The 22,546-nt window shown below is 69.7% G+C and carries 19 protein-coding genes and 1 pseudogene; 11 read left to right on the top strand and 9 right to left on the bottom strand.

The window, feature by feature from the left end:
* Positions 1-374: 374 nt before the first annotated feature.
* The 3 genes and pseudogenes from C9I47_RS10615 to yidD all read right to left on the bottom strand — a co-directional run.
* Positions 375-1,130: pseudogene (locus C9I47_RS10615) on the bottom strand (M23 family metallopeptidase); the annotation flags it as partial.
* 155 nt (positions 1,131-1,285) lie between these two features.
* Complete coding sequence (locus C9I47_RS10610) at positions 1,286-2,656, bottom strand: dihydroorotase (protein WP_111266714.1); 1,371 nt, start codon at positions 2,654-2,656, stop codon at positions 1,286-1,288.
* On the bottom strand, positions 2,632-2,916 hold the full coding sequence (gene yidD, locus C9I47_RS10605; RefSeq protein ID WP_111266713.1) for a membrane protein insertion efficiency factor YidD: 285 nt from the start codon (positions 2,914-2,916) through the stop codon (positions 2,632-2,634). The genes C9I47_RS10610 and yidD overlap by 25 nt, the downstream gene beginning before the upstream one ends.
* A 109-nt stretch (positions 2,917-3,025) precedes the next feature.
* Here yidD and dksA point away from each other — a divergent pair, with 109 nt between their 5' ends.
* On the top strand, positions 3,026-4,219 hold the full coding sequence (gene dksA, locus C9I47_RS10600) for an RNA polymerase-binding protein DksA (protein ID WP_111266712.1): 1,194 nt from the start codon (positions 3,026-3,028) through the stop codon (positions 4,217-4,219).
* 170 nt (positions 4,220-4,389) lie between these two features.
* Here the strand turns inward: dksA and C9I47_RS10595 are convergent, their stop codons facing one another.
* The 3 genes from C9I47_RS10595 to cysS all read right to left on the bottom strand — a co-directional run bounded on the left by C9I47_RS10595 (position 4,390) and on the right by cysS (position 7,700).
* Complete coding sequence (locus tag C9I47_RS10595; RefSeq protein WP_111266711.1) at positions 4,390-5,628, bottom strand: MFS transporter; 1,239 nt, start codon at positions 5,626-5,628, stop codon at positions 4,390-4,392.
* Entirely contained in the window at positions 5,625-6,068 is a 444-nt protein-coding gene (locus tag C9I47_RS10590) for a SufE family protein (protein ID WP_223250098.1), read from the bottom strand. Before C9I47_RS10590 ends, C9I47_RS10595 begins: the two co-directional genes overlap by 4 nt.
* Before the next feature lie 258 nt (positions 6,069-6,326).
* Entirely contained in the window at positions 6,327-7,700 is a 1,374-nt protein-coding gene (gene cysS / locus C9I47_RS10585; RefSeq protein WP_111266709.1) for a cysteine--tRNA ligase, read from the bottom strand.
* Between the two features lie 201 nt (positions 7,701-7,901).
* Here cysS and C9I47_RS10580 point away from each other — a divergent pair, with 201 nt between their 5' ends.
* From C9I47_RS10580 to C9I47_RS10535, 10 genes are all read left to right on the top strand, one after another.
* Positions 7,902-8,369: a hypothetical protein gene (locus C9I47_RS10580; RefSeq protein ID WP_223250097.1), complete on the top strand. Its 468-nt coding sequence runs from the start codon at positions 7,902-7,904 to the stop codon at positions 8,367-8,369.
* Positions 8,370-8,675: 306 nt separating this feature from the next.
* Positions 8,676-9,680: an N-acetylornithine carbamoyltransferase gene (locus C9I47_RS10575; protein WP_111266708.1), complete on the top strand. Its 1,005-nt coding sequence runs from the start codon at positions 8,676-8,678 to the stop codon at positions 9,678-9,680.
* Between the two features lie 64 nt (positions 9,681-9,744).
* Positions 9,745-10,947: an argininosuccinate synthase gene (locus C9I47_RS10570; RefSeq protein WP_111266707.1), complete on the top strand. Its 1,203-nt coding sequence runs from the start codon at positions 9,745-9,747 to the stop codon at positions 10,945-10,947.
* 12 nt (positions 10,948-10,959) lie between these two features.
* Complete coding sequence (locus C9I47_RS10565) at positions 10,960-12,072, top strand: acetylornithine deacetylase (protein ID WP_111266706.1); 1,113 nt, start codon at positions 10,960-10,962, stop codon at positions 12,070-12,072.
* An 8-nt stretch (positions 12,073-12,080) separates the two neighbouring features.
* The gene (locus tag C9I47_RS10560) at positions 12,081-13,454 is read left to right on the top strand and encodes an acetylglutamate kinase (RefSeq protein ID WP_111268088.1); all 1,374 of its coding nucleotides are present in this window, start codon (positions 12,081-12,083) and stop codon (positions 13,452-13,454) included.
* On the top strand, positions 13,451-14,074 hold the full coding sequence (locus C9I47_RS10555) for a GNAT family N-acetyltransferase (RefSeq protein ID WP_111266705.1): 624 nt from the start codon (positions 13,451-13,453) through the stop codon (positions 14,072-14,074). Before C9I47_RS10560 ends, C9I47_RS10555 begins: the two co-directional genes overlap by 4 nt.
* Position 14,075: 1 nt before the next feature.
* Positions 14,076-15,062, top strand: coding sequence for an N-acetyl-gamma-glutamyl-phosphate reductase (argC, locus tag C9I47_RS10550; protein ID WP_111266704.1), 987 nt, complete (start codon positions 14,076-14,078; stop codon positions 15,060-15,062).
* Positions 15,059-16,354, top strand: a complete 1,296-nt coding sequence (gene argH, locus C9I47_RS10545) for an argininosuccinate lyase (RefSeq protein WP_111266703.1) — start codon at positions 15,059-15,061, stop codon at positions 16,352-16,354. Before argC ends, argH begins: the two co-directional genes overlap by 4 nt.
* Positions 16,355-16,462: 108 nt before the next feature.
* A complete protein-coding gene (gene proB, locus C9I47_RS10540) occupies positions 16,463-17,608 on the top strand; it encodes a glutamate 5-kinase (RefSeq protein ID WP_111266702.1) in 1,146 nt (381 codons plus the stop codon).
* Positions 17,605-18,894 (top strand): glutamate-5-semialdehyde dehydrogenase, encoded by a 1,290-nt coding sequence (locus C9I47_RS10535; RefSeq protein ID WP_111266701.1) that lies wholly within the window; start codon positions 17,605-17,607, stop codon positions 18,892-18,894. The genes proB and C9I47_RS10535 overlap by 4 nt, the downstream gene beginning before the upstream one ends.
* On the opposite strand, the gene pgaD is transcribed toward C9I47_RS10535, so the two are convergent.
* Genes pgaD through pgaB form a run of 3 tightly spaced genes read right to left on the bottom strand, consistent with a single transcriptional unit; the run spans position 18,883 to position 22,544 of the window.
* Positions 18,883-19,383 carry a poly-beta-1,6-N-acetyl-D-glucosamine biosynthesis protein PgaD gene (gene pgaD / locus C9I47_RS10530; RefSeq protein ID WP_190238478.1) on the bottom strand — a complete coding sequence of 167 codons (501 nt, stop codon included), beginning with the start codon at positions 19,381-19,383 and terminating at the stop codon, positions 18,883-18,885. The genes C9I47_RS10535 and pgaD overlap by 12 nt on opposite strands.
* Positions 19,380-20,627, bottom strand: coding sequence for a poly-beta-1,6-N-acetyl-D-glucosamine synthase (gene pgaC, locus C9I47_RS10525; protein WP_111266699.1), 1,248 nt, complete (start codon positions 20,625-20,627; stop codon positions 19,380-19,382). The genes pgaD and pgaC overlap by 4 nt, the downstream gene beginning before the upstream one ends.
* A gap of 9 nt (positions 20,628-20,636) precedes the next feature.
* Complete coding sequence (gene pgaB / locus C9I47_RS10520) at positions 20,637-22,544, bottom strand: poly-beta-1,6-N-acetyl-D-glucosamine N-deacetylase PgaB (protein ID WP_111266698.1); 1,908 nt, start codon at positions 22,542-22,544, stop codon at positions 20,637-20,639.
* Positions 22,545-22,546: the final 2 nt, after the last annotated feature.

The raw sequence follows: 22,546 nt of genomic DNA, 5'->3' as shown, positions 1-22,546 counted from the left end.
GTACGGACGTGGGTGACGGCGACGGGATGATGGGAGGGTTCATCGCCCAGGTTACCGCGTTCGCAGGAGCGTTGTAGGAGCTGCGTGAGCCGCGACTCCCGGGCTGCGCCCGGGAATCCCCAAAATTTGCTTCGCAAGCCTTGGGCCCCGCCGTTGCACTTCCACACCCCCATTCGCGCTACGCGCGAATCGCCCCCTGACTCAGGGGGCTGGGTCACACGCGGCGATGCCGTAGGAGCGGGGGAAGGGTTACTGCCCGTGCTCGACCAGCAACAAAGGGTCGATGCGGGTGGTAAACCGTGCCAAGGTGGACCCCGGCACGGCAGCGATGACGAACGCGCCGCCGCGCGTGGTGATGGCGAACGATGGGAGGGTTACGGTCCGTGCTCGACCAGCAACAAAGGGTCGATGCGGGTGGTGAACCAGTTCATCCCCCAATGCAGATGCGGCCCCGTCGCGCGTCCGGTCGCGCCGACCGCGGCGATCACCTGGCCCTGTTCGACCCGGTCGCCGACCTTCACGTCCAGTCGCGACAGGTGCAGGAAGTTCGAGCTGATGCCGTGGCCATGGTCGATCAGCACGGTGCCGCCGGTCAGGTACATGTCCGGATTGGCATAGGTCACCACGCCGCCGGCGGGGGCCTTGACCGGGGTGCCGTTGGGGGCGGCGATGTCCATCCCCGAGTGCGGCGACTTCGGAGTGCCGTTGTAGACGCGCTGGTTGCCGAAGCGGCCGCTGATCCGGCCCTGCACCGGCCAGATGAAGTCCTGCGCGAAGTCGGCGCGGTCGTCGTCGCGGCGGCGCGCTTCGGTCACCTCGGCCTGTTCGCGGGCGATGCGCTCGGCGATCGCCCGCGGCGGGTTGACCGTCTTCGGCGGTACGCCATTGACCCGTTCGATCGGCCAGTCGCGCGGGGTGATCGCGACGCGTTGCACCAGGGTCTGACCGTTGGCCTGGGTGATGCGGACCTGGGCGGTGCCGCTGGCGTCGCGGGCGATGCCGAACGCGAAGCGCCCCTGCGGCGAAACCCTGAGGGTGCGGCCGTCGTACTCGACCCGGGCCGCCGGGTCGGTCAGGCCGACCACCAGCGCGCCCTGGGGAACCGAGGTCGGCAGGAAGGTGACCCCGGTCGGCCGCGTATGCGGACGCGCCACCGGTGGCAGCGAGGGCGGCCGCTCGGCCTGGGTCGCGGGTGCGGCGTTCGCGCCGGAGGGCTGGCCGGTGCAGGCCGACAGCAGGAGCAGGGCGGAAATCCGGCCGAGGCCGACGGACCTGGAAGTGCCGGTCATCGGCTGAAGGCCAGGCGCTGGCCGTTGGGGGCTCCGACCAGGCGCTGGCCGTCCCAGGCCTGGACGCCGTTGACCCAGGTCGAGGCGATCCGCGAACGGAAGCCGCGGCCCTCGAACGGCGACCAGCCGCACTTGGACAGCACCTGCGAGCGCTCGACGATGAACGGGGCGCCATCGGCGGGAGCGTCGTCGATCAGGACCAGGTCGGCGAAATACCCCTCGCGCAGGAAGCCGCGCTCGGCCACGTCGAACAGCTGCGCCGGCGCGTGGGCGAACTTCTGCACGACCCGGGCGGTGTCCATGTGGCCCTCGTGGACCAGCTCCAGTGCCGCCACCAGGGCGAACTGCACCAGCGGCAGGCCGCTGGGCGCGCGCACGTAGGGGTTGTGCTTCTCCTCCAGGGTATGCGGCGCGTGGTCGGTGGCGAGCACGTCGATGATGTCGCCGGCCACCGCGCGGATCAGCGCTTCGCGGTCGGACGGGTCCTTGATCGCCGGGTTGCACTTGATCAGGTGGCCGAGGGCCTCGTAGTCGCGGCGGTCGAAGCGCAGGAAGTGGATGCAGGTCTCGGCGGTGATCTGCTTGCGGCTGCCGTCGGCGCGGACCAGCGGGCCGGCCTCGAACAGCGCCAGCTCGTCGGCGGTGGAGATGTGCAGCACGTGCAGGCGGGTGCCATGGCGGCGCGCCAGCTCCAGCGCCAGCCGGGTCGACTTGATGCAGGCCTCGCGCGAGCGGATGTCAGGGTGGCAGGCGGCGGGGATGTCGTCGCCGTACTTCGCCTTGTAGCGGGCGGTTTCGGCCTCGATCATCGGGGTGTCTTCGCAATGGGTGATGATCGGGGTCGGCACGTCGCGGAAGATCGCGTCGAGGGTGTCCGGGTCGTCGACCAGCATGTTGCCGGTCGAGGCGCCCATGAACACCTTCACTCCGGGCGCGGTCAGCGGGTCGAGGCTGCGGATCGCTTCCAGATTGTCGTTGCTGGCGCCCATGTAGAAGCCGAAGTTGCCCCAGGCGCGGCCGCTGGCCCGCTGGTACTTGTTCTCCAGCGCGGCCGCATCGAGGGTCGGCGGGGTGGTGTTGGGCATGTCCATGAAGCTGGTCAGGCCGCCGGCGACCGCGGCCGCCGACTCGGTCGCCATGTCGGCCTTGTATTCCATGCCCGGTTCGCGGAAGTGGACCTGGTCGTCGATCATCCCCGGCAGCAGGCGCCGGCCGCCGGCATCGACGACCTGCTCGCCGGAATGGGATGAGAGCCCGGTCCCGATTTCGGCGATGCGGCCGTCGGCAATGCGCAGATCGCCCTCCAGCTCACGGCCTTCGTTCACCAGGCGGGCGTTTACTATCAGTGTCGATGGGGATGTCGGCATGTAGGCGGCTCCGGATTCGTGTCTGAGAGGGCGTCCTGGCCGGGCGCGGGGGGCACCGGGTCGAATCCGCCCGGGTTCAGTGGGTGGCAACGGGCGAGCCGACGAGCGGCCAGCCAGCTGCCCTTCAGCGTCCCGAAGCGCGCGATCGACTGCATCGCATAGTCCGAGCAACTGGGGTAGAAGCGGCAACGGGGCCCCAGCAGCGGACTTATCCACCGTTTGTAGAAGCGTAAAAGGGCGATGAAGAGACGATCGATCACGGCGTGTAGGATGGCGGAAATCCGCAGGGGGCGCGGTTGCCGCGGTAGCCGTGGCAGGGTATAACAGCGCGCTTTCCCGTCACAAGGGAACCAGAAGGACAAGTCGCCCGTGGCAGTGAAAAAGAAACCAGCAAAGGCCGCCAAGCCGGCCAAGAAGGTCGCCAAGCCCGTCGCCAAGAAGGCTGTGCCGAAGAAGGCCGCCAAGAAGGCCGTGGCGGGCAAGTCGTCGGCCAAGAAGACTCCCGTGAAAAAGGTTGCCGTGAAGAAAGCCGCCGCCAAGAAGCCCGCCGTGAAGAAGGCCGCAGCCAAGAAGGTGGCGGTGAAGAAGCCGGCGGCGAAAAAGCCCGTAGCGAAAAAGCCTGCCGCCAAGCCGGTGGCGAAGAAGGCGGTGACGAAGAAGGCGCCGGCGAAGAGGGCTGCGGCCAAGAAGCCCGTGACGAAGAAAGCGCCGACCAAGAAGGCCGTCGCCAAGAAGCCGGCGCCCAAGAAGGTGGCCGCCAAGACGCCGGTCGCCAAGCCGGCGGTCAAGAAGGCGGCCAGGAAGGCGGTCAAGCCCGCCGTCGCCAAGAAGCCCGCCGCCAAGTCCACAGCAGCCAAACCCGCAGTGACCAAGAAGACAGTGACCAAGAAAGTCGTAGCCCAGAAAGCCGTCGCCAAGAAGGCCAGCCCCGCTGAGGCCAAGGCCCCGGTCCGTACCAGCGTGGTGAAGAAGCCGGCGGCCCGTCCGGCGACCAGGACCGCGCCGGCGAAGGCCGAGGCGCCGGCCCCGTCCAAGGTGGTCGCCAAGCGCGCCGCCGGCAAGGTGGCGGTGGCGGTGGCGGCGCGTCCGCAGGCGCCGGCGCCGAAGAGCAAGTTCAAGGTCGTGCCCCACGAGACCGATTCCGCGACCGGACGCCCGATCCTGCCGGAAGGCTACAAGCCCGGTCCCGACGAGGAGTACATGAGCGCGCTGCAACTGGAGTACTTCCGCCAGCGCCTGCTGCAGTGGCGCGCCGACCTGGTCGAAGAGTCCAAGCAGACCATCGAGAACCTGAAGGAAGAGGTCCGCGATGTCGGCGACGAGGCCGAGCGTGCGACCCGCGAGACCGAGAACTCGCTCGAGCTGCGGACCCGTGACCGCTATCGCAAACTGATCAGCAAGATCGACAGCACCCTCAAGCGGGTCGACAGCGGCGACTACGGTTACTGCCTCGACACCGGCGAGGAGATCGGTCTGGAGCGTCTCGAGGCGCGCCTGACCGCCGAGCGCACGATCGATGCGCAGGAGCGCTGGGAGCACCTGCAGAAGCAGATGGGCGACTGATCGCCCTCCGCGAACCGGCACGACGCCGGTCGCCGACGCCCCGACGGGGCGCAAAGCCCGGCCTCGGCCGGGCTTTTTCGTGGTCCGTGCCGACATGCTCCAGCCACCCTCCGGATCGCCGCGCCAGCGTCGGTGCGCCCGGAGGGATGTCGGCAGCGGCGCCGCTGCGGCTAATGCAGCTCGCGCAGGTCCAGCCGACGGAGCTTCGGTGCCAGCCGGGCGGTCGTGGCGGTGATCGCGACGGTCATGCAGCCGCCGAAAATCACCGAAGGCACCAGACCGAGCAGGCGCGCGGCGACGCCGGACTCGAACGCGCCCAGTTCGTTCGACGAACCGACGAAGATGCCGTTGATCGCGGCGACCCGCCCGCGCATGTGATCGGGGGTGGCCAACTGCAGGATCGTCGTGCGCAGCACCACCGAGACGCTGTCGCAGGCCCCGGACAGGGCCAGCAGCGCCGCCGCCATCCAGAACTCGCGGGCGATGGCGAAGCCGATGATGCACAGCCCGAAGCCGGCCACTGCCGCCAGCAGCAGGCGCCCGGCGTGGCGTTCGGGTGGATTGCGCGCCAGCCAGACCGCCATCAGCAGGGCGCCGGCCGCCGGCGCGCCACGCAGGATCCCGAGCGCCTCCGGCCCCTGCGCGAACACCTCGGTGACGAACGCCGGCAGCAGCGCGACCGCGCCGCCGAACAGCACCGAGAACATGTCCAGGGCCTGTGCGCCGAGTACCACCTGGTTGCCGAACACGAAGCGCAGGCCCTCGCCGATGCTGCGCAGTACCGGTCCGCGTTCGGCCGGCAGCGCCGGTTCGGTGACCCGCAACAGGCGTATCGCGACCGCGGCGACCGCCGCCAGCGCGGCGGCGACCAGGTACGAAGCGGTGATGCCGCCGAAGGCGATCAGCGCGCCGCCCAGCGCCGGGCCCGCGACCAGGCCGGTCTGCATCACCACGCTGCCGATCCCGGCGCCCTTGCCGAAGTGCTGGCGCTTGAGCACGCGCGCGAACAGCGAGGCGTAGACCGGTCGCAGGAACGCGCGCACCACGCCGTTGAGCGCGATCGCGGCGTAGATGGCGGCGGTCCCGAACGAGGGCAGGGTGCCGGCGGCGACCGCCGCCAACCACAGGGTGGTGAGCACCAGCCCGATACAGGCGAACATGCCGACCTTGCGTCGCGGCAGGTGATCGACCGCGTAGCCGGCGAACAGCGCCATCGCGATGAACGGCACCACCTCGGCCAGTCCGATCAGGCCGAGGGAAAGCGCGTCGCGGGTGATCTGGTAGATGTGCCAGCCGACCGTCACCGCGACGATCTGGTAGGACAGCATCGTCAGCAGGCGGTAGGCCAGCAGTCCCGAGAAGCCGGGGTTGCGCAGCAGCGCCCAGGTGGTGGGCGCGGGCGCGCTCACAGATGCCTGGCGGCCTCGGCGCGGATGAAGGCCAGCAGCGAGGCCAGGCCGTTGCTGCGGGTCGGCGACAGGTGCCTGGCCAGACCGATGTCGGCGATGTAGTCGGCATCGGTCGCGGCGATCTCGGCGGCGCTGCGGCCCGAGTACACGCGCAGGGCCAGGTAGATCAGGCCCGAGACGATCGCCGAGTCGCTGATGGCGTGGAAGTCCAGCCGCGAGGCATCGCCCTCGGGAACGATCCAGACCATCGACTGGCAGCCGTGCAGGCGGTGCGCGTCGGTCTTCCACGCCTCCGGCAGCCCAGGCAGCTTGCGGCCGAGGTCGATCAGGTACTGGTAGCGCTCGGACCAGTCGCCGAAGAAGGCGAATTCGTCGCGGATCGCGGCCTGCGCGTCGGCGGCGCTGGGCTCGAGCGGAAACGGGGATACGGGAGCAGTCACGGCATTCATCACATGTTCGATTCTACGCCGTTGCCGGCAACGGCCGATGAGGCGGGTGGGCCATGCCCCCGCCGTAGGAGCGGCGTACGCCACGATCCCCGGGCTGCGCCCGGGAATCCCCAAAGTTTGCTGCGCAAACCTTGGGCCCCGCCGTTGCGCTGCCGCACCCCCATTCGCATCTGCGATGGGAATCGCCCCCTCACTCAGGGGAGGGCGGGGCCATGTCGTACCGCATTTCGTAGGAGCGGCGCTGGTGCGTCAGGCGACCTTCCTGACCCAGCGCACGCCCTGCGGCGTGTCTTCCAGCACGATGCCTTCGGCGGCGAGCTGGTCGCGGATCGCGTCGGCGCGGGCGAAATCGCGCGCCTGCTTGGCGGCGACGCGCTCGTCGACCAGGGCCTGGATGCGGGCGTCGTCCTCGCCGGAGGCGCCACGCGCGAACCAGGTGGCCGGGTCCTGCTGCAGCAGGCCCAGCGCCAGGCCGGCGCCGAGCAGCTCCGACTTCAGCCGCGCACGTTCGGCGGCATCGCCGGCCTTGCGCGCCTCGCCGGCGATCCCGGCCAGCTCGGCCAGCGCCTGCGGGGTGTTGAGGTCGTCGTCCAGCGCCGCCTCGATCGCATCCGGAATGCGCGCGTCGGCATCGACGTCGGCGAGGTCGCGCAGGGTGCCGTAGAGCCGGTCGAGGGTGCGCACGCTCTGCTCGATCAGGCCGTCCGACCAGTCCAGCGGGCCGCGGTAGTGCGCCGACAGCAGCGCGTAGCGCAGCGCTTCGGGCGGGTGCGCGCGCACCAGATCGTGGACGCGGGCGATGTTGCCGACCGACTTCGACATCTTCGCGCCGTCGAAGTTGAGCATGCCGTTGTGCAGCCAGAAGCGGGCGAAGGTGCGGCCGCCGTGCGCGCACTCGCTCTGCGCGACCTCGTTCTCGTGGTGCGGGAACTGCAGATCGACGCCGCCGGCGTGGATGTCGATGGTCTCGCCCAGGTGGGCGGCGGCCATCGCCGAGCACTCGATGTGCCAGCCGGGGCGGCCGCGACCCCACGGCGAGTCCCAGCCGGGCAGGTCGTCGCTGGAGGGCTTCCACAGCACGAAGTCGCCGGCGCCCCTCTTGTAAGGGGCGACCTCGATGCGGGCACCGGCCAGCATCTCGTCGGGATCGCGTCCGGACAGCTTGCCGTAACGGTCGAAGCTGTCGACCGCGAACAGCACGTGGCCCTCGGCGGCGTAGGCGTGGCCGGCCTCGACCAGGCGCTGGATCATCGCGATGATCTCGCCGATGTGCGCGGTCGCGGCCGGCTCCAGGTCCGGCGCGGCAACGCCGAGCGCGGCCATGTCCTCGCGGTAGGCGGCGGTGAAGCGCTCGGTGATCACCGAGATCGGCACGCCCTGTTCCGACGCCGAGGCATTGATCTTGTCGTCGATGTCGGTGATGTTGCGGGCATAGGCGAGGGCGCCGAAGCGCCGCCGCAACAGGTCGGCGAGCACGCCGAACACGACCGGCCCGCGCGCGTTGCCGATATGGACGTAGTTGTAGACGGTCGGGCCGCACACGTACATCGTGGTGCGCGCCGGATCGGCCGGCTTGAAGGCTTCGACCCGCCGGGTCAGGCTGTTGTAGAGATGGAGGCTCATGGAAGACGAAACGATGTTTGCAGGCATTCTAGGGGGAGTTGGCGGATCAGGGGTAGGGCGGCGGTGCCGCGGGCTGGAGCGATGAGGTCGCCGGTCGCGGTTGCGACGCCCCGGGCCGGCGAGACCGACGACAGCCGGGGTTCATGCCATCCGCGGGGTCTGCACATACAATTTCACGGTAGCCCCGACCGCCCCCGCGAGATGCCCCGAACCCTGTTGTCGTCGCGCCTGCTGTTGATCGCCGTGCTCGTGGCCGCCTTGCCGGCTGCGCGCGCGCAGGACAGCGTGGTCGTGCAGGCGGAGAACGTGCGCTACGACTATGCGCAGGTGCTGCGGGTGACGCCGGTCTACCAGACCCTCACCGCGACCCGCATGGAGGAGGAGTGCGACCAGTCGCCGCGTCCCCCCAGCGAGAGCGATTCGCGGCTGTCGCGGATGGTCGGCGCGGTCAAGGACGCGCTGACCCGCAACAGCGGCCGCGAGGAGGACGAGCCGGTGGAATGCCGCTCGGTGGCGGTCGAACGCGAGTTCCATCGCCCGATCGCCTACGATGTCGACTACCTCTACAAGGGCGCCAAGTACCGCTCGCGGCTGCGCGACGACCCCGGCAACCGGCTGCGGATCCGGGTCTCGATCACCCCGGTGGTGCCGGTCGCCAATGACCGCTGATTCCCGCCGCCGCGGGCGCGCTTGCGCCCGCGCGCGCGCCGTGCGAGCATTCGCCCCCTGATGAACGCGACCTACGCCGACGCCGAAATCCTGACCTCCGCCTGGATGGCGGCGGGCATGACCTCGCGCGCGCGCCGACCGTACCCGCCACGACTGGCTGGGTAGGCGACATCGCCTGTTTCCATGGAGCATCCGCATCACGCGGATGACACATGAAAAGCCCAGCCTCGATGCTGGGCTTTTTTGCTTTCTGGGCCCGGCAAACCCTCCCGGTACCGCGACAGGTACCCCGCCTTGGAATCCGTGATGAAGCATTTCCTGAATACCCAGGACTGGTCCCGTCCCGACCTCGACGCCTTGCTGCTGCAGGCGACCGAGTTCAAGCGCAGCAAGCTGGGCGACCAGCTCAAGGGCCGCTCGATCGCCCTGGTGTTCTTCAACCCCTCGATGCGCACCCGCACCAGCTTCGAACTGGGCGCGTTCCAGCTCGGCGGCCATGCGATCGTGCTGCAGCCGGGCAAGGACGCGTGGCCGATCGAGTTCGACCTCGGCACGGTGATGGACGGCGACGCGGAGGAGCACATCGCCGAGGTGGCGAAGGTGCTCGGTCGCTACGTCGACCTGATCGGCGTGCGCGCCTTCCCCAGGTTCGTCGACTGGGCCCGCGACCGCGAGGACATCGTCCTCAGGAGCTTCGCAAAGTACTCGCCGGTGCCGGTGATCAACATGGAGACGATCACCCATCCGTGCCAGGAGCTGGCCCATGCGCTGGCGTTGCAGGAGCACTTCGGCACCCGCGACCTGCGTGGCAGGAAGTACGTGCTGACCTGGACCTACCACCCCAAGCCGCTCAATACCGCGGTCGCCAACTCGGCGCTGACCATCGCCACCCGCCTGGGGATGGACGTGACCCTGCTGTGCCCGACCCCCGAGTACGTGCTCGACGAGCGCTACATGGACTGGGGCCGTCGCAATGTCGCCGAGAACGGCGGTTCGCTGACCGTCAGCCATGACATTGACAGCGCCTATGCCGGCGCCGACGTGGTCTACGCCAAGAGCTGGGGGGCGCTGCCGTACTTCGGCAACTGGGCGCCGGAGAAGCCGATCCGCGACCAGTACAAGCACTTCATCGTCGACGAGGCGAAGATGGCGCTGACCAACAATGGCGTGTTCTCGCACTGCCTGCCGCTGCGCCGCAACGTCAAGGCGACCGACGCGGTGATGGACTCGCCCAACTGCATCGCGATCGACGAGGCCGAGAACCGCCTGCACGTGCAGAAGGCGATCATGGCCGCGCTGATCGGCGGCTGATCCGGTCGCTCACTTCCCGTCCCCTTTCTTCTTTCCTCCACGACTTCCCGGAACCCCCAATCCCATGAGCAAGGACATCGTTCTCGCCTTCTCCGGCGGCCTCGACACCAGCTTCTGCGTCCCCTACCTGCAGGAACGCGGCTGGAACGTCCACACCGTGTTCGCCGACACCGGCGGCGTCGACGCCGAGGAGCGCGCGTTCATCGAGCAGCGCGCCGCCGAGCTGGGCGTGGCCTCGCACCTGACCGTCGACGGCGGTCCGGCGATCTGGTCGGGCTTCGTCAAGCCGTTCGTATGGGCGGGCGAGGGCTACCAGGGCCAGTACCCGCTGCTGGTGTCCGATCGCTATCTGATCGTCGAGGCCGCGCTGGCGCGTTGCGCCGAGCTGGGTACCCGCGCGATCGCCCACGGCTGCACCGGCATGGGCAACGACCAGGTCCGTTTCGACCTCGCGGTCAAGGCGCTGGGCGACTACGAGATCGTCGCCCCGATCCGCGAGATCCAGAAGGAGCACACCGAGGTCCGGGCCTACGAACAGAAGTACCTGGAGGACCGCGGCTTCGGCGTGCGCGCCAAGCAGAAGGCCTACACCATCAACGAGAACCTGCTGGGCGTGACCCTGTCCGGCGGCGAGATCGACCGCTGGCAGGCCCCGGGTGAGGGCGCGCGCGGCTGGTGCCGGCCGCGCGCCGAGTGGCCGGCCGCGCCGCTGCGGGTGAAGATCCGCTTCGAGAACGGCGAGGCGGTCGCGCTGGACGGCGAGCGCATCGCCGGCCACGCCATGCTGGCCAGGCTCAACGGTCTGTTCGCGCAGTACGGCGTCGGTCGCGGCCTGTACACCGGCGACACCACGATCGGCCTGAAGGGACGCATCGTCTACGAAGCGCCGGGTCTGATCGCGCTGCTGACCGCGCACCGCGCGCTGGAGGAGGCGGTGCTGAGCAAGCAGCAGAACCGCTTCAAGCCGGAGGTCGCGCGCAAATGGGTCGAGCTGGTCTATGAGGGTTTCTTCCACGATCCGCTGAAGACCGACCTGGAGGCCTTCCTGGCGTCGAGCCAGGCGACCGTCGACGGCGAGGTCACCCTGGAGACCAGCGGCGGCACGGTCGACGCGGTCTCGATCGAGTCCGACCGGATCCTCAATGCCCGCGGCGCGACCTATGCGCAGGCGGCCGACTGGGGCGTGGCCGAGGCCGAGGGCTTCATCAAGCTGTTCGGCATGAGCAGCACGCTGTGGGCCGAGATCAACCGCGGCGACAAGGGCTGAGGAAACCTCGACGTGTTGTCCAAGACTCTCAAGCACCTCGAAGCGTTGGTGGGGTTCGACACCCGCAACCCGCCGCGGCGGATCGGCACCGGCGGCATCTTCGATTACCTGCGCGAACACCTGGACGGCTTCGATGTCCAGGTGACCGACCACGGCGCCGGCGCGGTGTCGATGCTGGCCGTGCGCGGCAATCCGCGCCGCGTGTTCAATGTGCATCTCGACACGGTGCCGTCGTCGCAGGCATGGTCGGCCGATCCGCTGACGCTGCGGGTCGAGGATGAGCGCGCGATCGGCCTGGGCGCCTGCGACATCAAGGGCGCCGCCGCCGGGCTGTTGACCGCGGCATCGATGACCGGCGGCGATGCGGCGTTCCTGTTCAGCACCGACGAGGAGGCCAATGACGCCCGCTGCATCGCGGCATTCCTGAAGCGCAATGCGCAGGCCGGGCGTCATGGCTTCAGCGAGGCGATCATCGCCGAGCCGACGCAATGCGAGGCGGTGCTGGCGCACCGTGGCATCAGTTCGGTGCTGATGAAGTTCCGCGGCGTCGCCGGGCATGCCTCCGGCGCCAACGCGATGCAGGCCAGCGCGCTGCACCAGGCGATCCGCTGGGGCGGGCGCGCGCTCGACCATGTCGAGGCGCAGGCGCACCAGCGCTTCGGCGGGCTGACCGGCCTGCGCTACAACATCGGCCGGGTGGAGGGCGGGATCAAGGCCAACATGATCGCGCCCAGCGCCGAGCTGCGCTTCGGCTTCCGGCCGCTGCCGTCGATGTCGATCGACGGATTGCACGAGACCTTCCGCGGTTTCGCCGATGCCGAGGCGCTGGACAGCTACGAGGAGACCTTCCGCGGTCCGTCGCTGCCGGGCGGCGACGTCGCCGATGCCGAACGCAAACGGCTGGAGGCGCGCGACCTCGCCGACGAGCTGGGCCTGCCGATCGGCAACGCGGTGGATTTCTGGACCGAGGCCTCGCTGTTCTCGGCGGCCGGACTGACCGCCTTCGTCTACGGTCCCGGCGACATCGCCCAGGCGCATACCGCCGACGAGTGGGTCGAACTGGCGCAGCTGCAGCGCTACACCGAGTCCATCGTCCGCATCCTCGACACGGGGGCGTCGGCGTGAACATCGGCATGAACGATATCCGCGAGCACAACCGCGACAAGGCGCACGAGATCCAGACCCGCCAGACCATCGTGCGGTTGCTGTCGAGCATGGCCAGCGCCAAGGAAATCAGCCAGTACCTGAAGCGCTTCTCGCAACTGGACGCCAAGCGCTTCGCGGTGGTCAAGGTCGGCGGCGCGGTGCTGCGCGACGATCTCGACGCGCTGACCTCGTCGCTGGCCTTCCTGCAGGACGTCGGCCTGACCCCGATCGTGATCCACGGCGCCGGCCCGCAGCTGGACCGGGAACTGGCCGCCGCCGGTATCGACAAGCAGACCGTCAACGGCCTGCGGGTGACCACGCCGGAGGCGCTGGCGATCGTGCGGCGGGTGTTCCACGCGCAGAACCTGAAGCTGGTCGAGGCGTTGCAGGCCTTCGATGCGCGCGCGACCTCGATCGTGTCGGGGGTGTTCGAGGCCGGCTACATCGACCGCGACACCTACGGTCTGGTCGGCCAGGTCGAGCGGGTCGAGCTGGCGCCGATCGAGGCCAGTCTGAAGGCCGGCTCGATCCCGGTGATCGCCAGCCTCGGCGAGACCGCCAGCGGCCAGATCCTCAACGTCAACGCCGACTTCGCCGCCAACGAGCTGGTGCAGGTGTTGCAGCCGTACAAGATCGTGTTCCTGACCGGTACCGGCGGGCTGCTCGACGAGCGCGGCAAGGTGATCGATTCGATCAACCTGACCAGCGAGTACGAGCATCTGGTCCGGCAGCCCTGGGTCAATGGCGGCATGAAGGTCAAGATCGAGCAGATCAAGGCGCTGCTCGACACCCTGCCACTGACCTCATCGGTGTCGATCACCAAACCGTCGGAGCTGGCCAAGGAACTGTTCACCCACAAGGGGTCGGGCACCCTGGTGCGGCGCGGCGAGCGGGTGCTCGAGGTCTCGCGCTGGGACCAGCTCGACCTGCCACGGCTGCGCACGCTGATCGAGTCGGCGTTCGGACGCGAGCTGGTGGCGGACTACTTCGACGACACCCGCCTGCATCGCGCCTACGTCAGCGAGAACTACCGCGCGGCGGTGATCCTGACCCGCGAGGACGCCGGCACCTACCTGGACAAGTTCGCGGTGCTTGACGATGCCCAGGGCGAGGGCCTGGGGCGCGCAGTCTGGCAGGTGATGCGCGAGCAGAACCCAAGCCTGTTCTGGCGTTCGCGCAACGGCAACGCGGTCAATCCGTTCTATTTCTCCGAGTCCGACGGTTGCCTGCGGCAGGAGAAGTGGCGGGTGTTCTGGTACGGGATGGACGGCTTCGAGGCGATCGCGCGCTGCGTCGACCATTGCGCCGACCGTCCGGCGACCCTGCTGGATGCGCCGGCGGCGAAAGGCGGTGCGGCATGAACGACATCGGCACCCGCCACTGGACGCCGGTGGTGCTGGAGGGCGAGGGCGTGCGCCTGGAGCCGATGCGCCCCGGTCATGCCGACGGCCTGGCCCGTGCCTGCGCCGATGGCCGGCTGTGGGAGCTGTGGTTCACCGGCGTGCCGCGGCCGGAGGCGATGGCCGCGCACATCGACGCGTTCCTGCTCAAGCAGGCGCGCGGGGAGGCCGTGCCCATGGTCGTGGTCCGTCGCGACGACGGCCAGGTGCTGGGCCAGACCAGCTTCTGCAACATCGACCCGGAGACGCCGCGCGCCGAGATCGGCTACACCTGGTACGCGGCCTCGGCGCAGCGCAGCGCGGTCAACAGCGAAGCCAAGCTGCTGATGCTCTCGCACGCCTTCGAGACCCGTGGCTGCATCGCGGTCGAGTTCCGCACCCACTGGTTCAACCAGCGCTCGCGCGCGGCGATCGCACGCTTGGGCGCGAAGCAGGACGGCGTGCTGCGCAACCATCAACGGCTGCCGGACGGCAGCTTCCGCGACACCGTGGTGTTCTCGATCATCGAATCGGAATGGCCGGCGGTGAAGCGCAACCTGATGCATCGGCTGGGCCGCGAGCCCGGCTCTGGAGACTCCTGAGATGACCGCCACCGTGGGCATCGTCGGCGCGCGCGGCCATGTCGGCGCCGAACTGATCCGGCTGATCGCCGGCCATCCCGGCTTCGAACTGGGCTATGTATCCTCGCGCGAGCTCGATGGCCAGCGCGTGTCCGACCACATCGAGGCCTACCGCGGCGATCTGCGCTACAGCGCGCCCTCGCACGAGGCCCTGCCGGCGCTGGCCGCCGACGCGGTGGTGCTGGCCCTGCCCAACGGCAAGGCCGGGCTGTGCGTGGAGGCCTTCGACGCGGCGGTCGCCGGTGGCGATGCGACCGACCCGGTCATCATCGACCTGTCGGCCGACTATCGCTTCGACCCCGACTGGTACTACGGGCTGCCGGAGCTGACCCGCGGGCGCTATGCCGGCCAGCGCAGGATCAGCAACCCCGGCTGCTACGCGACCGCGATGCAGCTGGCGCTGGCGCCGATGCTCGATCTGCTGGCTGGGCCGGCGCAGTGCTTCGGCGTATCCGGCTACTCCGGCGCCGGCACCACGCCGTCGGACAAGAACGACCCCCTCAAGCTGCGCGACAACCTGATGCCATACGCGCTGACCGATCACGTGCACGAGCGCGAGGTGAGTGCGCAACTCGGCCATGACGTGCAGTTCCTGCCGCACGTCGCGCCGCATTTCCGCGGCCTGACGATCACCGCCAACATGCCGCTGGCGCGGCCGCTGGAGCCGGACGAGGCGGCGGCCCGCTATCGCCTGCGCTACGCGGACGAGCCGCTGGTGCGCATCGTCGAACAGGCGCCCTGGGTCAGCCGCATCGCCGGGCGTCACCACGTCGAGATCGGCGGTTTCACGCTGTCGCCGGACCGGCGCCGGCTGGTCGCGGTGGCCACCGAGGACAACCTGCTCAAGGGCGCGGCGACCCAGGCCCTGCAGAATCTCAATCTCGCCTTCGGCTACGACGAGTGGGCGGGCATTCCCGTGACCGAGCAAGCGATGGAGCAAGACGCATGAGCCAGTTGCTTTGGCAGAAACCCGGCGTCAAGGTCGACGCACGCATCCAGCAATTCCTCGCCGGCGAGGACGTGATCCTCGATCGCGAGTTCTTCGTGTTCGACATCGAGGCCAGCCGCGCGCATGCCGAGGGGCTGGCCGCGATCGGCATCCTCGACGACGACGAGCTGGACGCGCTCAGGCGCGAACTGACCGCGCTGGCCGAGGACTTCCGCGCCGGACGCTTCGTGCTCGACGAACAGTACGAGGATGGCCACTCGGCGATCGAGGCGCGCCTGGTCGATCGCCTGGGCGACACCGGCAAGAAGATCCACACCGGCCGCAGCCGCAACGACCAGGTGCTGGTCGCGACCCGGTTGTGGCTGCGCGATCGGCTGGAGTGCGTCGCCGAGGTCTCGCGCGAGGTCGCCGAGGTCGCGCTGGCCCGCGCCGAGGCCGAGCGCTCGGTGCCGCTGCCCGGCTACACCCACCTGCAACGCGCGGTGGTGTCGTCGCTGGGCATGTGGTGGGCGGCCTGGGCCGAGGGCTTCATCGACAATGCCTGGCGCGCCACGCAGACCCGCGACTGGCTCGACGCCAATCCGCTCGGCAGCGCCGCCGGCTACGGCGTGAACCTGCCGCTGGATCGCGATCACACCACCGCCGCGCTGGGCTTCGGCCGCATGCAGCTGTCGGCGACCTATGCGCAGCTGTCGCGCGGCAAGTTCGAGATGGCGGCGATCGAGGCCCTGAGCTCGGCCCTGCTGGACCTGCGCCGGCTGGCCTGGGACCTGAGTCTGTTCACCAGCGCCGAGTACGGCTTCGTCGAGCTGCCGTCGCAGTACACCACCGGCAGTTCGATCATGCCGAACAAGCGCAACCCCGACGTGATCGAGTTGATGCGCGCCAGCTACTCGGCGGCCGCGGCCGCGCGTACCGAGATCGAGCAGCTGCTGTCGCTGCCGTCGGGCTACCACCGCGACCTGCAGTTCTCCAAGGGCGCGATCTTCCACGCCTTCGGCCGCGGGCTGGCCGCGCTGGAACTGCTGCCGGACCTGTTGCGCAATCTGGAGTGGCGCCAGGACCGGATGCAGGCGGCGCTGGAGCCGTCGATGTACGCCACCGACCTGGCCGTCGACATGGCTCGGCAGGGACTGCCGTTCCGCGAGGCCTACCGGCAGGCGGCCGATCCGCAGCGCTGGGCGCAGGGCGATCCGCACCACAGTCTGCAGGCCCGGGTCTCGCCGGGCGCGGCCGCCGACCTGCGTCTGGAGGTGCTGCACAAGCGGCTGCAAGCGCTCGCCGCGGCATGACGGCATGCTTTTTCGTCATCGCGGCCGCCGCCGGCAGCCGCGAGACTGGAATGGTTCGCCGCCGAGCCTGACCGGCGGCAGGCCCGCCCCCGTTTATGCCCTGAATCGATGAACGCTTCGGACTTCACATCGCAATCCCTGCCTGACTGGCGCCGCGCGGTGCTCAAGGTCGGCAGCAGCCTGCTGGCCGGCGATGCCGGTCTCGACCCCAACCATGCACGGGCGCTGGCCGGCTTCATCGACGCCGCGTTCGAGCAGGGGCGCGAAGTCGTGCTGGTGTCCTCCGGCGCGGTCGCGGCCGGGCGCGCGCGGATCGACGACGGCGGCAGCGGCCTGGTGCCGAAGCAGGCGATGGCGGCGCTGGGGCAGGCCTCGTTGATCGGTTTCTGGCAGCAGCAGCTCCGGCGTCCGGTCGCGCAGGTGCTGCTCAGCCACGACGACCTGCGCAACCGGCGTCGCTATCTCAACGCTCGCGCGACCCTGCGCGAGCTGCTGCGGCTGCGCGCGCTGCCGGTGATCAACGAGAACGACACCGTCGCCGTGGATGAGCTCAAGCTCGGCGACAACGACAACCTGGCCGCGGCGGTGGCCTCGCTGGTCGATGCCGACCTGTTGCTGATCGCGACCGATATCGGCGGCCTCTACAGCGCCCATCCGCGGCTCGACCCGTCGGCGCGACCGATCCAGCGGGTCGAGCGGGTCACCGACGCGCTGATCGACGCCGCCGGTGGCGGCGCCGGGACGCTTGGCACCGGCGGCATGCGCACCAAGCTCGAGGCGGCGGCGAAGGCGGCCACCGCCGGCATCGCCACCGCGCTGTTCTGCGGCCGCGATCCCGCGGTCGTCGCCGCGCTGTCCCGGGATCGCCTGCACGGCACCCTGGTCGAAGCGGCGGACGACCGCCTGCGCGCGCGCAAGCAGTGGCTGCGACACGCACCCGGTAGCGGCGTGGTGTTCGTCGATCGCGGCGCCGCCGACGCCTTGCGCACGCGCGGCGCATCGCTGCTGCCGGGCGGGGTGGTGCGGGTGGTCGGCGACTTCCGTCGCGGCGACCCGGTCGACATCGTGCTGGAGTCCGACGAGCTCGTGCTCGGCCGCGGCCTGGTCCAGTACGCCGCCGACGAGATCAGGCGCATCGCGCGCCGCCGCAGCCAGGACATCGAGTCGGTGCTCGGGTTCCGCTACGGCGAATCGGTGATCCACCGCGACGACCTGGTGCTGACCGGCGCGCACGAAAAGGAGAGAGAGGCATGAGTGGCCATGTACGCAGTCTGGCCGGGTCGGCGCGGGCGGCGCAGCCGGCGGTGGCGGCACTGACCGCGGAGCGGCGCCGGCGCCTGATCGAAGGCATGGCGCGGTCGATCGAGGCCGGACAGGCGCGGGTGCTGGCCGCCAATGCCGAGGATGTGGCCCGCGGCGAGGCGGCCGGGCTGTCGCCGGCGATGCTGGACCGGCTGCGACTGGACGCGTCGCGACTGGCTGCGATCGCCGACGCGTTGCGCGAGCTTGCGGCGCAGCCGGACCCGGTTGGCCGCGTGACCCGTCGCGAAGTGCGCCCCAACGGTCTGGTGATCGAGCGCCAGCGGGTGCCGCTGGGCTTGATCGCGATGATCTACGAGTCGCGGCCGAACGTCACCGCCGACGCGGCCGCGCTGTGCCTGAAGGCCGGCAATGCGGTGCTGTTGCGCGGCGGCTCCGAGGCCCGCGCCAGCAACGCCGCGATCGCCGCCTGCCTGCACGCGGCGCTGCGCGAGGAAGGGGTGCCGGAAGCGGCGGTGTCGTTGCTCGAGGACCCCGCGCGCGAACATGTGCTGGAGCTGCTGCAGCTCAGCGACCTGATCGACCTGGCGATTCCCCGCGGCGGCGAGGGGCTGATCCGCTTCGTCGCCGAGCATGCCCGCGTGCCTGTCATCAAGCACTACAAGGGCGTCTGCCATCTCTACGTCGATGCCGCTGCCGACCTGGCGCTGGCGCGCGACCTGGTGGTCGACGGCAAGGCCTCGCGACCGGGCGTCTGCAACGCCCTGGAGACGCTGTTGGTGCACGCCGACGCGGCCCCGGCATTCCTGCCGCCGGCGATCGACGCGCTGATCGAGCGCGGCGTCGAGGTGCGCGGTTGCGAGCGCACCCGTGCGCTGTGTCCGCAGGTCGCCGCCGCCGACGAAGGCGATTACGCCGCCGAGTTCCTCGACCTGATCCTGGCGGTGCGGGTGGTCGACGACATCGGCGCGGCGCTGGCGCACATCGGCCGCTACGGCTCCGACCACACCGAGGTGATCGCCACCGCCGATCCGGCCGCGGCCGAGGCGTTCGTGCGCGGTACCCGCAGCGCCGCGGTGATGGTCAACGCCTCCTCGCGTTTCAACGACGGCGGCGAGCTCGGGCTCGGCGCCGAGATCGGCATCTCGACCACCCGGCTGCACGCCTACGGGCCGATGGGGGCGGAGTCGTTGACGATCGAGCGTTTCGTCGTCCGCGGCGAAGGACAGGTCCGGCACCCGCAATCGCGGACGCCGGACCTGGGGCCTTCAGCTTCCTGAGCGCTCGGTCTGCTTCGGCGGAATCGGCGCCGCCGGGGTGGGCCGAGGTACCGGCGCCAGGTCGTAGGGACGCGCGTCATCGTCCATCCGCAAGGTGACCACCTTGGCCGACTGCAGCCGTTCCGGCAGGTGCGCGGCGGCGCCGAGGGCGCGTCCGACATCCTGCGCGCCGACGTTCGGCGTCGGCGCGCGCCGCTCCTTGTTCGCGAACCGCCTGCGGTTGATCTCGGCCCAGCCGATCAGCGCGACCGCTGCGGCGACGGCCAGCAGCGGCAGCAGTATCAGCAGCAACGGGTCGACCGAATCGTTGCGCAGGTAGAGTTCGAACGCGGCGACGCGCAGCCCCAGTGTCCACAGCAGCAGGGTCACCACCGGCAGCCACAGGTAGGCGTACACGAGCCAGCAGGCCGCGGTGACCAGGCCCCAGACGGTGCGCACCGCCAGCGGCCGCGAGCGCGGCTTCTCGATCAGCAGCGAGTCGTATTTCATCGTATCCCCCGATCCGGGCTGACCCATACCGCCCGGGTGTTGCGCCGCTTGAGCAGGGCCTTGGGCAGGGCGACGACGGTGCTGGCCATGCCGATCAGCCAGTAGGCGACCGGGTACCAGATCATCCAGTAGTAGTTGCGCCCGACCCGGGTCTCGTAGCGGCGATCGATGATGATGCTGGCGGCGAACTGCAGCAGGCAGACCATCGCCAGCACCACGCCGTGCCAGCGCGGCAGGATGGTGTCGATGTGCAGCGCCGGCGGCAGCGCGACGACCAGGCCGATCGCCCACAACGCGATGATCAGCACCATCGTGTAGGCCCAGGCCACGCTGAACAGGTACTCGCACAGCACCACCCACATCCGCCGTTTGCGCCAGGACAACAGGTCCTGGGTGTGGCGCAACATCACCTCGACGCCGCCCTGGGCCCAGCGCAGCCGCTGCCGCCACAGTCCCCTCAGCGTTTCCGGCATCAGGATGAAGCACAGTGCGTTGGGCTCGTAGCGGATGTCCCAGTGGTCCATCTGCAGCCGCCAGCTGATGTCGATGTCCTCGGTCACCATGTTGTCGGACCAGTAGCCGATCCGGTGCAGGGCGGTGCGGCGGAAACCGGTGATCACCCCGGAGACGGTGAACAGGCGGCCGTAGACCCGCTGGGCGCGCTTGATCATGCCGATGATCGAGGAGAACTCGCCGACCTGGATCCGGCCCAGCAGCGAGGAGCGGTTGCGGATGCGCGGGTTGCCGGTCACCGCGCCGACCCGTGGCCCCGAGGTCAGGTGCCAGACCATCCAGTGGGTGGCGTAGCTGTCGAGCAGGGCGTCGCCGTCGATGCAGATCAGGTACTCGGAGCGGGCCGCCAGCGCGCCCATGCGCAGCGCATTGGCCTTGCCCATGTTGCGATCGAGATGGATCACCCGCAGGCGCTCGTGGCGCTCGGCCAGTGCCTGGAGCTTGTCGGCGGTGTCGTCGCTGCTGCCGTCGTTGATCGCGATCACCTCGAAGTCGGGGTAGCACTGCGCGAGCGCGGCGGCGATCGTCTCGTCGACCTGCTCGCCCTCGTTGAAGCAGGGGATCAGGATCGAGGCCATCGGCGCGTCGGCCAGCGCCGGCGGCGCGGTGCGCGGCGGCGCGTGGCGCTCGCGGCGGAAGTAGTAATAGAGGCCGCCGGAGACCCAGAAGAACGACATCACGATCGGGTAGTAGAAGGCGAAACCGAACAATATTGCGGAAATAGAAGTCATATCCGTCCCTCACGGCTCCATGTACGGGAACGAGCGCGCCGACATCGCTTCACGGGCGTCGTCCAACGCCGGGACATCGTCGATGAAATTGTCCGGATACCAGGCCAGGTGGCGGACGCCTCGGGCCTGCAGGTGGCGGATCTGCGATTTGAGCCGGTCGGCGGGGATCGCCTGGCCGTTGCGCCAGTCGACCGTCTGCAGTTCGAACACGGTGCGCTCGGCGCCCAGCGGATGCCGCATGACCTCGTCGGTGAGGCGGTCCAGCCAGGCCTCCGGCCGGGTGCTGCCCTCCATCCACGGCATCGCCATCACCGCGGTGTAGTCGTAGGCGGCGTGGAACGCGTCCAGCCGCTGCGCGAACCAGGCCTCGCTTTCGGGCTGCAACACGGTGGCCGCGAACAGGTTGCGCGCGGTCAGCAGCTTGGGGCGCCATTTGCCGGCGGCATCGCGCAGCGCGTGGGTGAAGTCGATCAGCGCCCGGGTGCGAGCGGCCGGGTCCGCCGGCGCGCGGCCGGTCAGTTCGTCGTCGCGCAGCAGGGCATCGTCGTGGAACAGCAGACCGCTGAAGATCGCGCTGGCGGCCAGATCCTCGTAGATCTCCGAGACGATCTTGCGGGTCTGCGGCTTGAACGGATCGAGGCGGAAGGTCTCGGCCGGGTTGCTGCTGGCGATCGCCAGCGATTCGCGCAGGGCCGGGTCCGGCAGCTCGTAGCCCAGCACCGGCAGCCACGCGAACACCTCCACTCCGGCACGGGTGCGCAATTGCCAGGCGACCCGGTTGAACAGATCGGCGCGCATCGGCAGGTGCCGGTTCGGGAAGTACAGCGCATCGGCGGAACCGTTGCCGTCGGGGTCGGCGAAGGCCTGCAGGTACACGTGGCTGGGACCGATCCGCTTGACCCGCTCGATCAGCCGGTCGAGGTTGCGCGCCGACTGCGCGGGGTCGGTGTCGTAGACGTAGTCCAGGTCGATCTGCAGGGCGCGCATGCCCTCCAGCGTCTGGTCGTGGCGCAGCTCGTAGGCGAGGTCGTCGACGCCGGGATTGTCGAACAGCAGCAACCGCGCGAGGCCGTGCAGGCCGTCGCCGTTCATGCCGGCGACGATCGGCTGGTTGCGGCCTTCCAGGTCGAAGGTGACCGTCATCCCGAGCGTGTCGGCGATGCGGTTGACCTGGCTGTTGTAGGCCGCGTAGGGCCACACCATCGCCCGCGGCGCGCGGCCGAGCTCGCGCTCGATCAGCGACACGCTGGTGGCGAGATCGCCGCGCACCCGCGCCAGGTACTCGCGCTCGCTTTCGTAGCGCCCGCTGGCCGGGTCGTGGATGCGGGTGACCGCGGCCGGGGTCGAGTTGCCCTGCGGGTTGGAATTGACGCCGTGATGCAGGTCGTGGCTGTGCGAGGCGATCTCGACCAGGCCGCTGGCCTGCATCTCGCGCAACTGCTCCCAGGTCAGGAAGTCGTCGCGGGAGAACATCCGCGGGCCATAGTCGATCCGGCGCTCCGGCGGCATGTCGATCCAGTCGGTGACCACCGCGACCAGGGCCGGGTAGCCGTAGGCGCGCAGCAACGGGAAGGCATGCGTGTAGACGCTGCGCAGACCGTCGTCGAAGGTCAGCAGGACCGCCTTTTCCGGCAACGGCCGGGTGCCGTCGGCGGCGGCGATGACGTCGCCGAGGCTGACCGGGCGATAGCCGTGGCCGGCGAGCCAGTCCAGGTGCGCGGCGAAGTTCTGGGTGCCGACCGCGTACAGGTCCGGATCGCCCTTGCGGGCGACGTCGTCGCGGATGTCGTGGTAGCTGATGACCAGCAGTTCGTTGGCCGCCGCCGGGCGCAGGCCCAGCAGCAGGAGCAGTGCGGCGGAGACAATCAGGATGAAGACCGGGGCGATACCGCGGGCGAGGGTGTGCGGACGATCCATGT

This window comes from Marilutibacter maris (genome assembly GCF_003233695.1).
GTDB lineage: Bacteria > Pseudomonadota > Gammaproteobacteria > Xanthomonadales > Xanthomonadaceae > Marilutibacter > Marilutibacter maris.
This window is presented reverse-complemented; position numbering and strand designations above follow the sequence as displayed.

Bases quoted from the DNA above. Each gene is read 5' to 3' on its own strand.
- argH (WP_111266703.1), top strand. From the start codon at position 15,059: ATGAGCCAGTTGCTTTGGCAGAAACCCGGCGTCAAGGTCGACGCACGC.
- C9I47_RS10575 (WP_111266708.1), top strand. From the start codon at position 8,676: ATGAAGCATTTCCTGAATACCCAGGACTGGTCCCGTCCCGACCTCGAC.
- cysS (WP_111266709.1), bottom strand. From the start codon at position 7,700: ATGAGCCTCCATCTCTACAACAGCCTGACCCGGCGGGTCGAAGCCTTC.
- C9I47_RS10555 (WP_111266705.1), top strand. From the start codon at position 13,451: ATGAACGACATCGGCACCCGCCACTGGACGCCGGTGGTGCTGGAGGGC.
- C9I47_RS10560 (WP_111268088.1), top strand. From the start codon at position 12,081: ATGAACGATATCCGCGAGCACAACCGCGACAAGGCGCACGAGATCCAG.
- pgaB (WP_111266698.1), bottom strand. From the start codon at position 22,544: ATGGATCGTCCGCACACCCTCGCCCGCGGTATCGCCCCGGTCTTCATC.
- proB (WP_111266702.1), top strand. From the start codon at position 16,463: ATGAACGCTTCGGACTTCACATCGCAATCCCTGCCTGACTGGCGCCGC.
- pgaD (WP_190238478.1), bottom strand. From the start codon at position 19,383: ATGAAATACGACTCGCTGCTGATCGAGAAGCCGCGCTCGCGGCCGCTG.
- C9I47_RS10610 (WP_111266714.1), bottom strand. From the start codon at position 2,656: ATGCCGACATCCCCATCGACACTGATAGTAAACGCCCGCCTGGTGAAC.
- C9I47_RS10535 (WP_111266701.1), top strand. From the start codon at position 17,605: ATGAGTGGCCATGTACGCAGTCTGGCCGGGTCGGCGCGGGCGGCGCAG.
- C9I47_RS10570 (WP_111266707.1), top strand. From the start codon at position 9,745: ATGAGCAAGGACATCGTTCTCGCCTTCTCCGGCGGCCTCGACACCAGC.
- pgaC (WP_111266699.1), bottom strand. From the start codon at position 20,627: ATGACTTCTATTTCCGCAATATTGTTCGGTTTCGCCTTCTACTACCCG.
- C9I47_RS10580 (WP_223250097.1), top strand. From the start codon at position 7,902: ATGCCCCGAACCCTGTTGTCGTCGCGCCTGCTGTTGATCGCCGTGCTC.
- argC (WP_111266704.1), top strand. From the start codon at position 14,076: ATGACCGCCACCGTGGGCATCGTCGGCGCGCGCGGCCATGTCGGCGCC.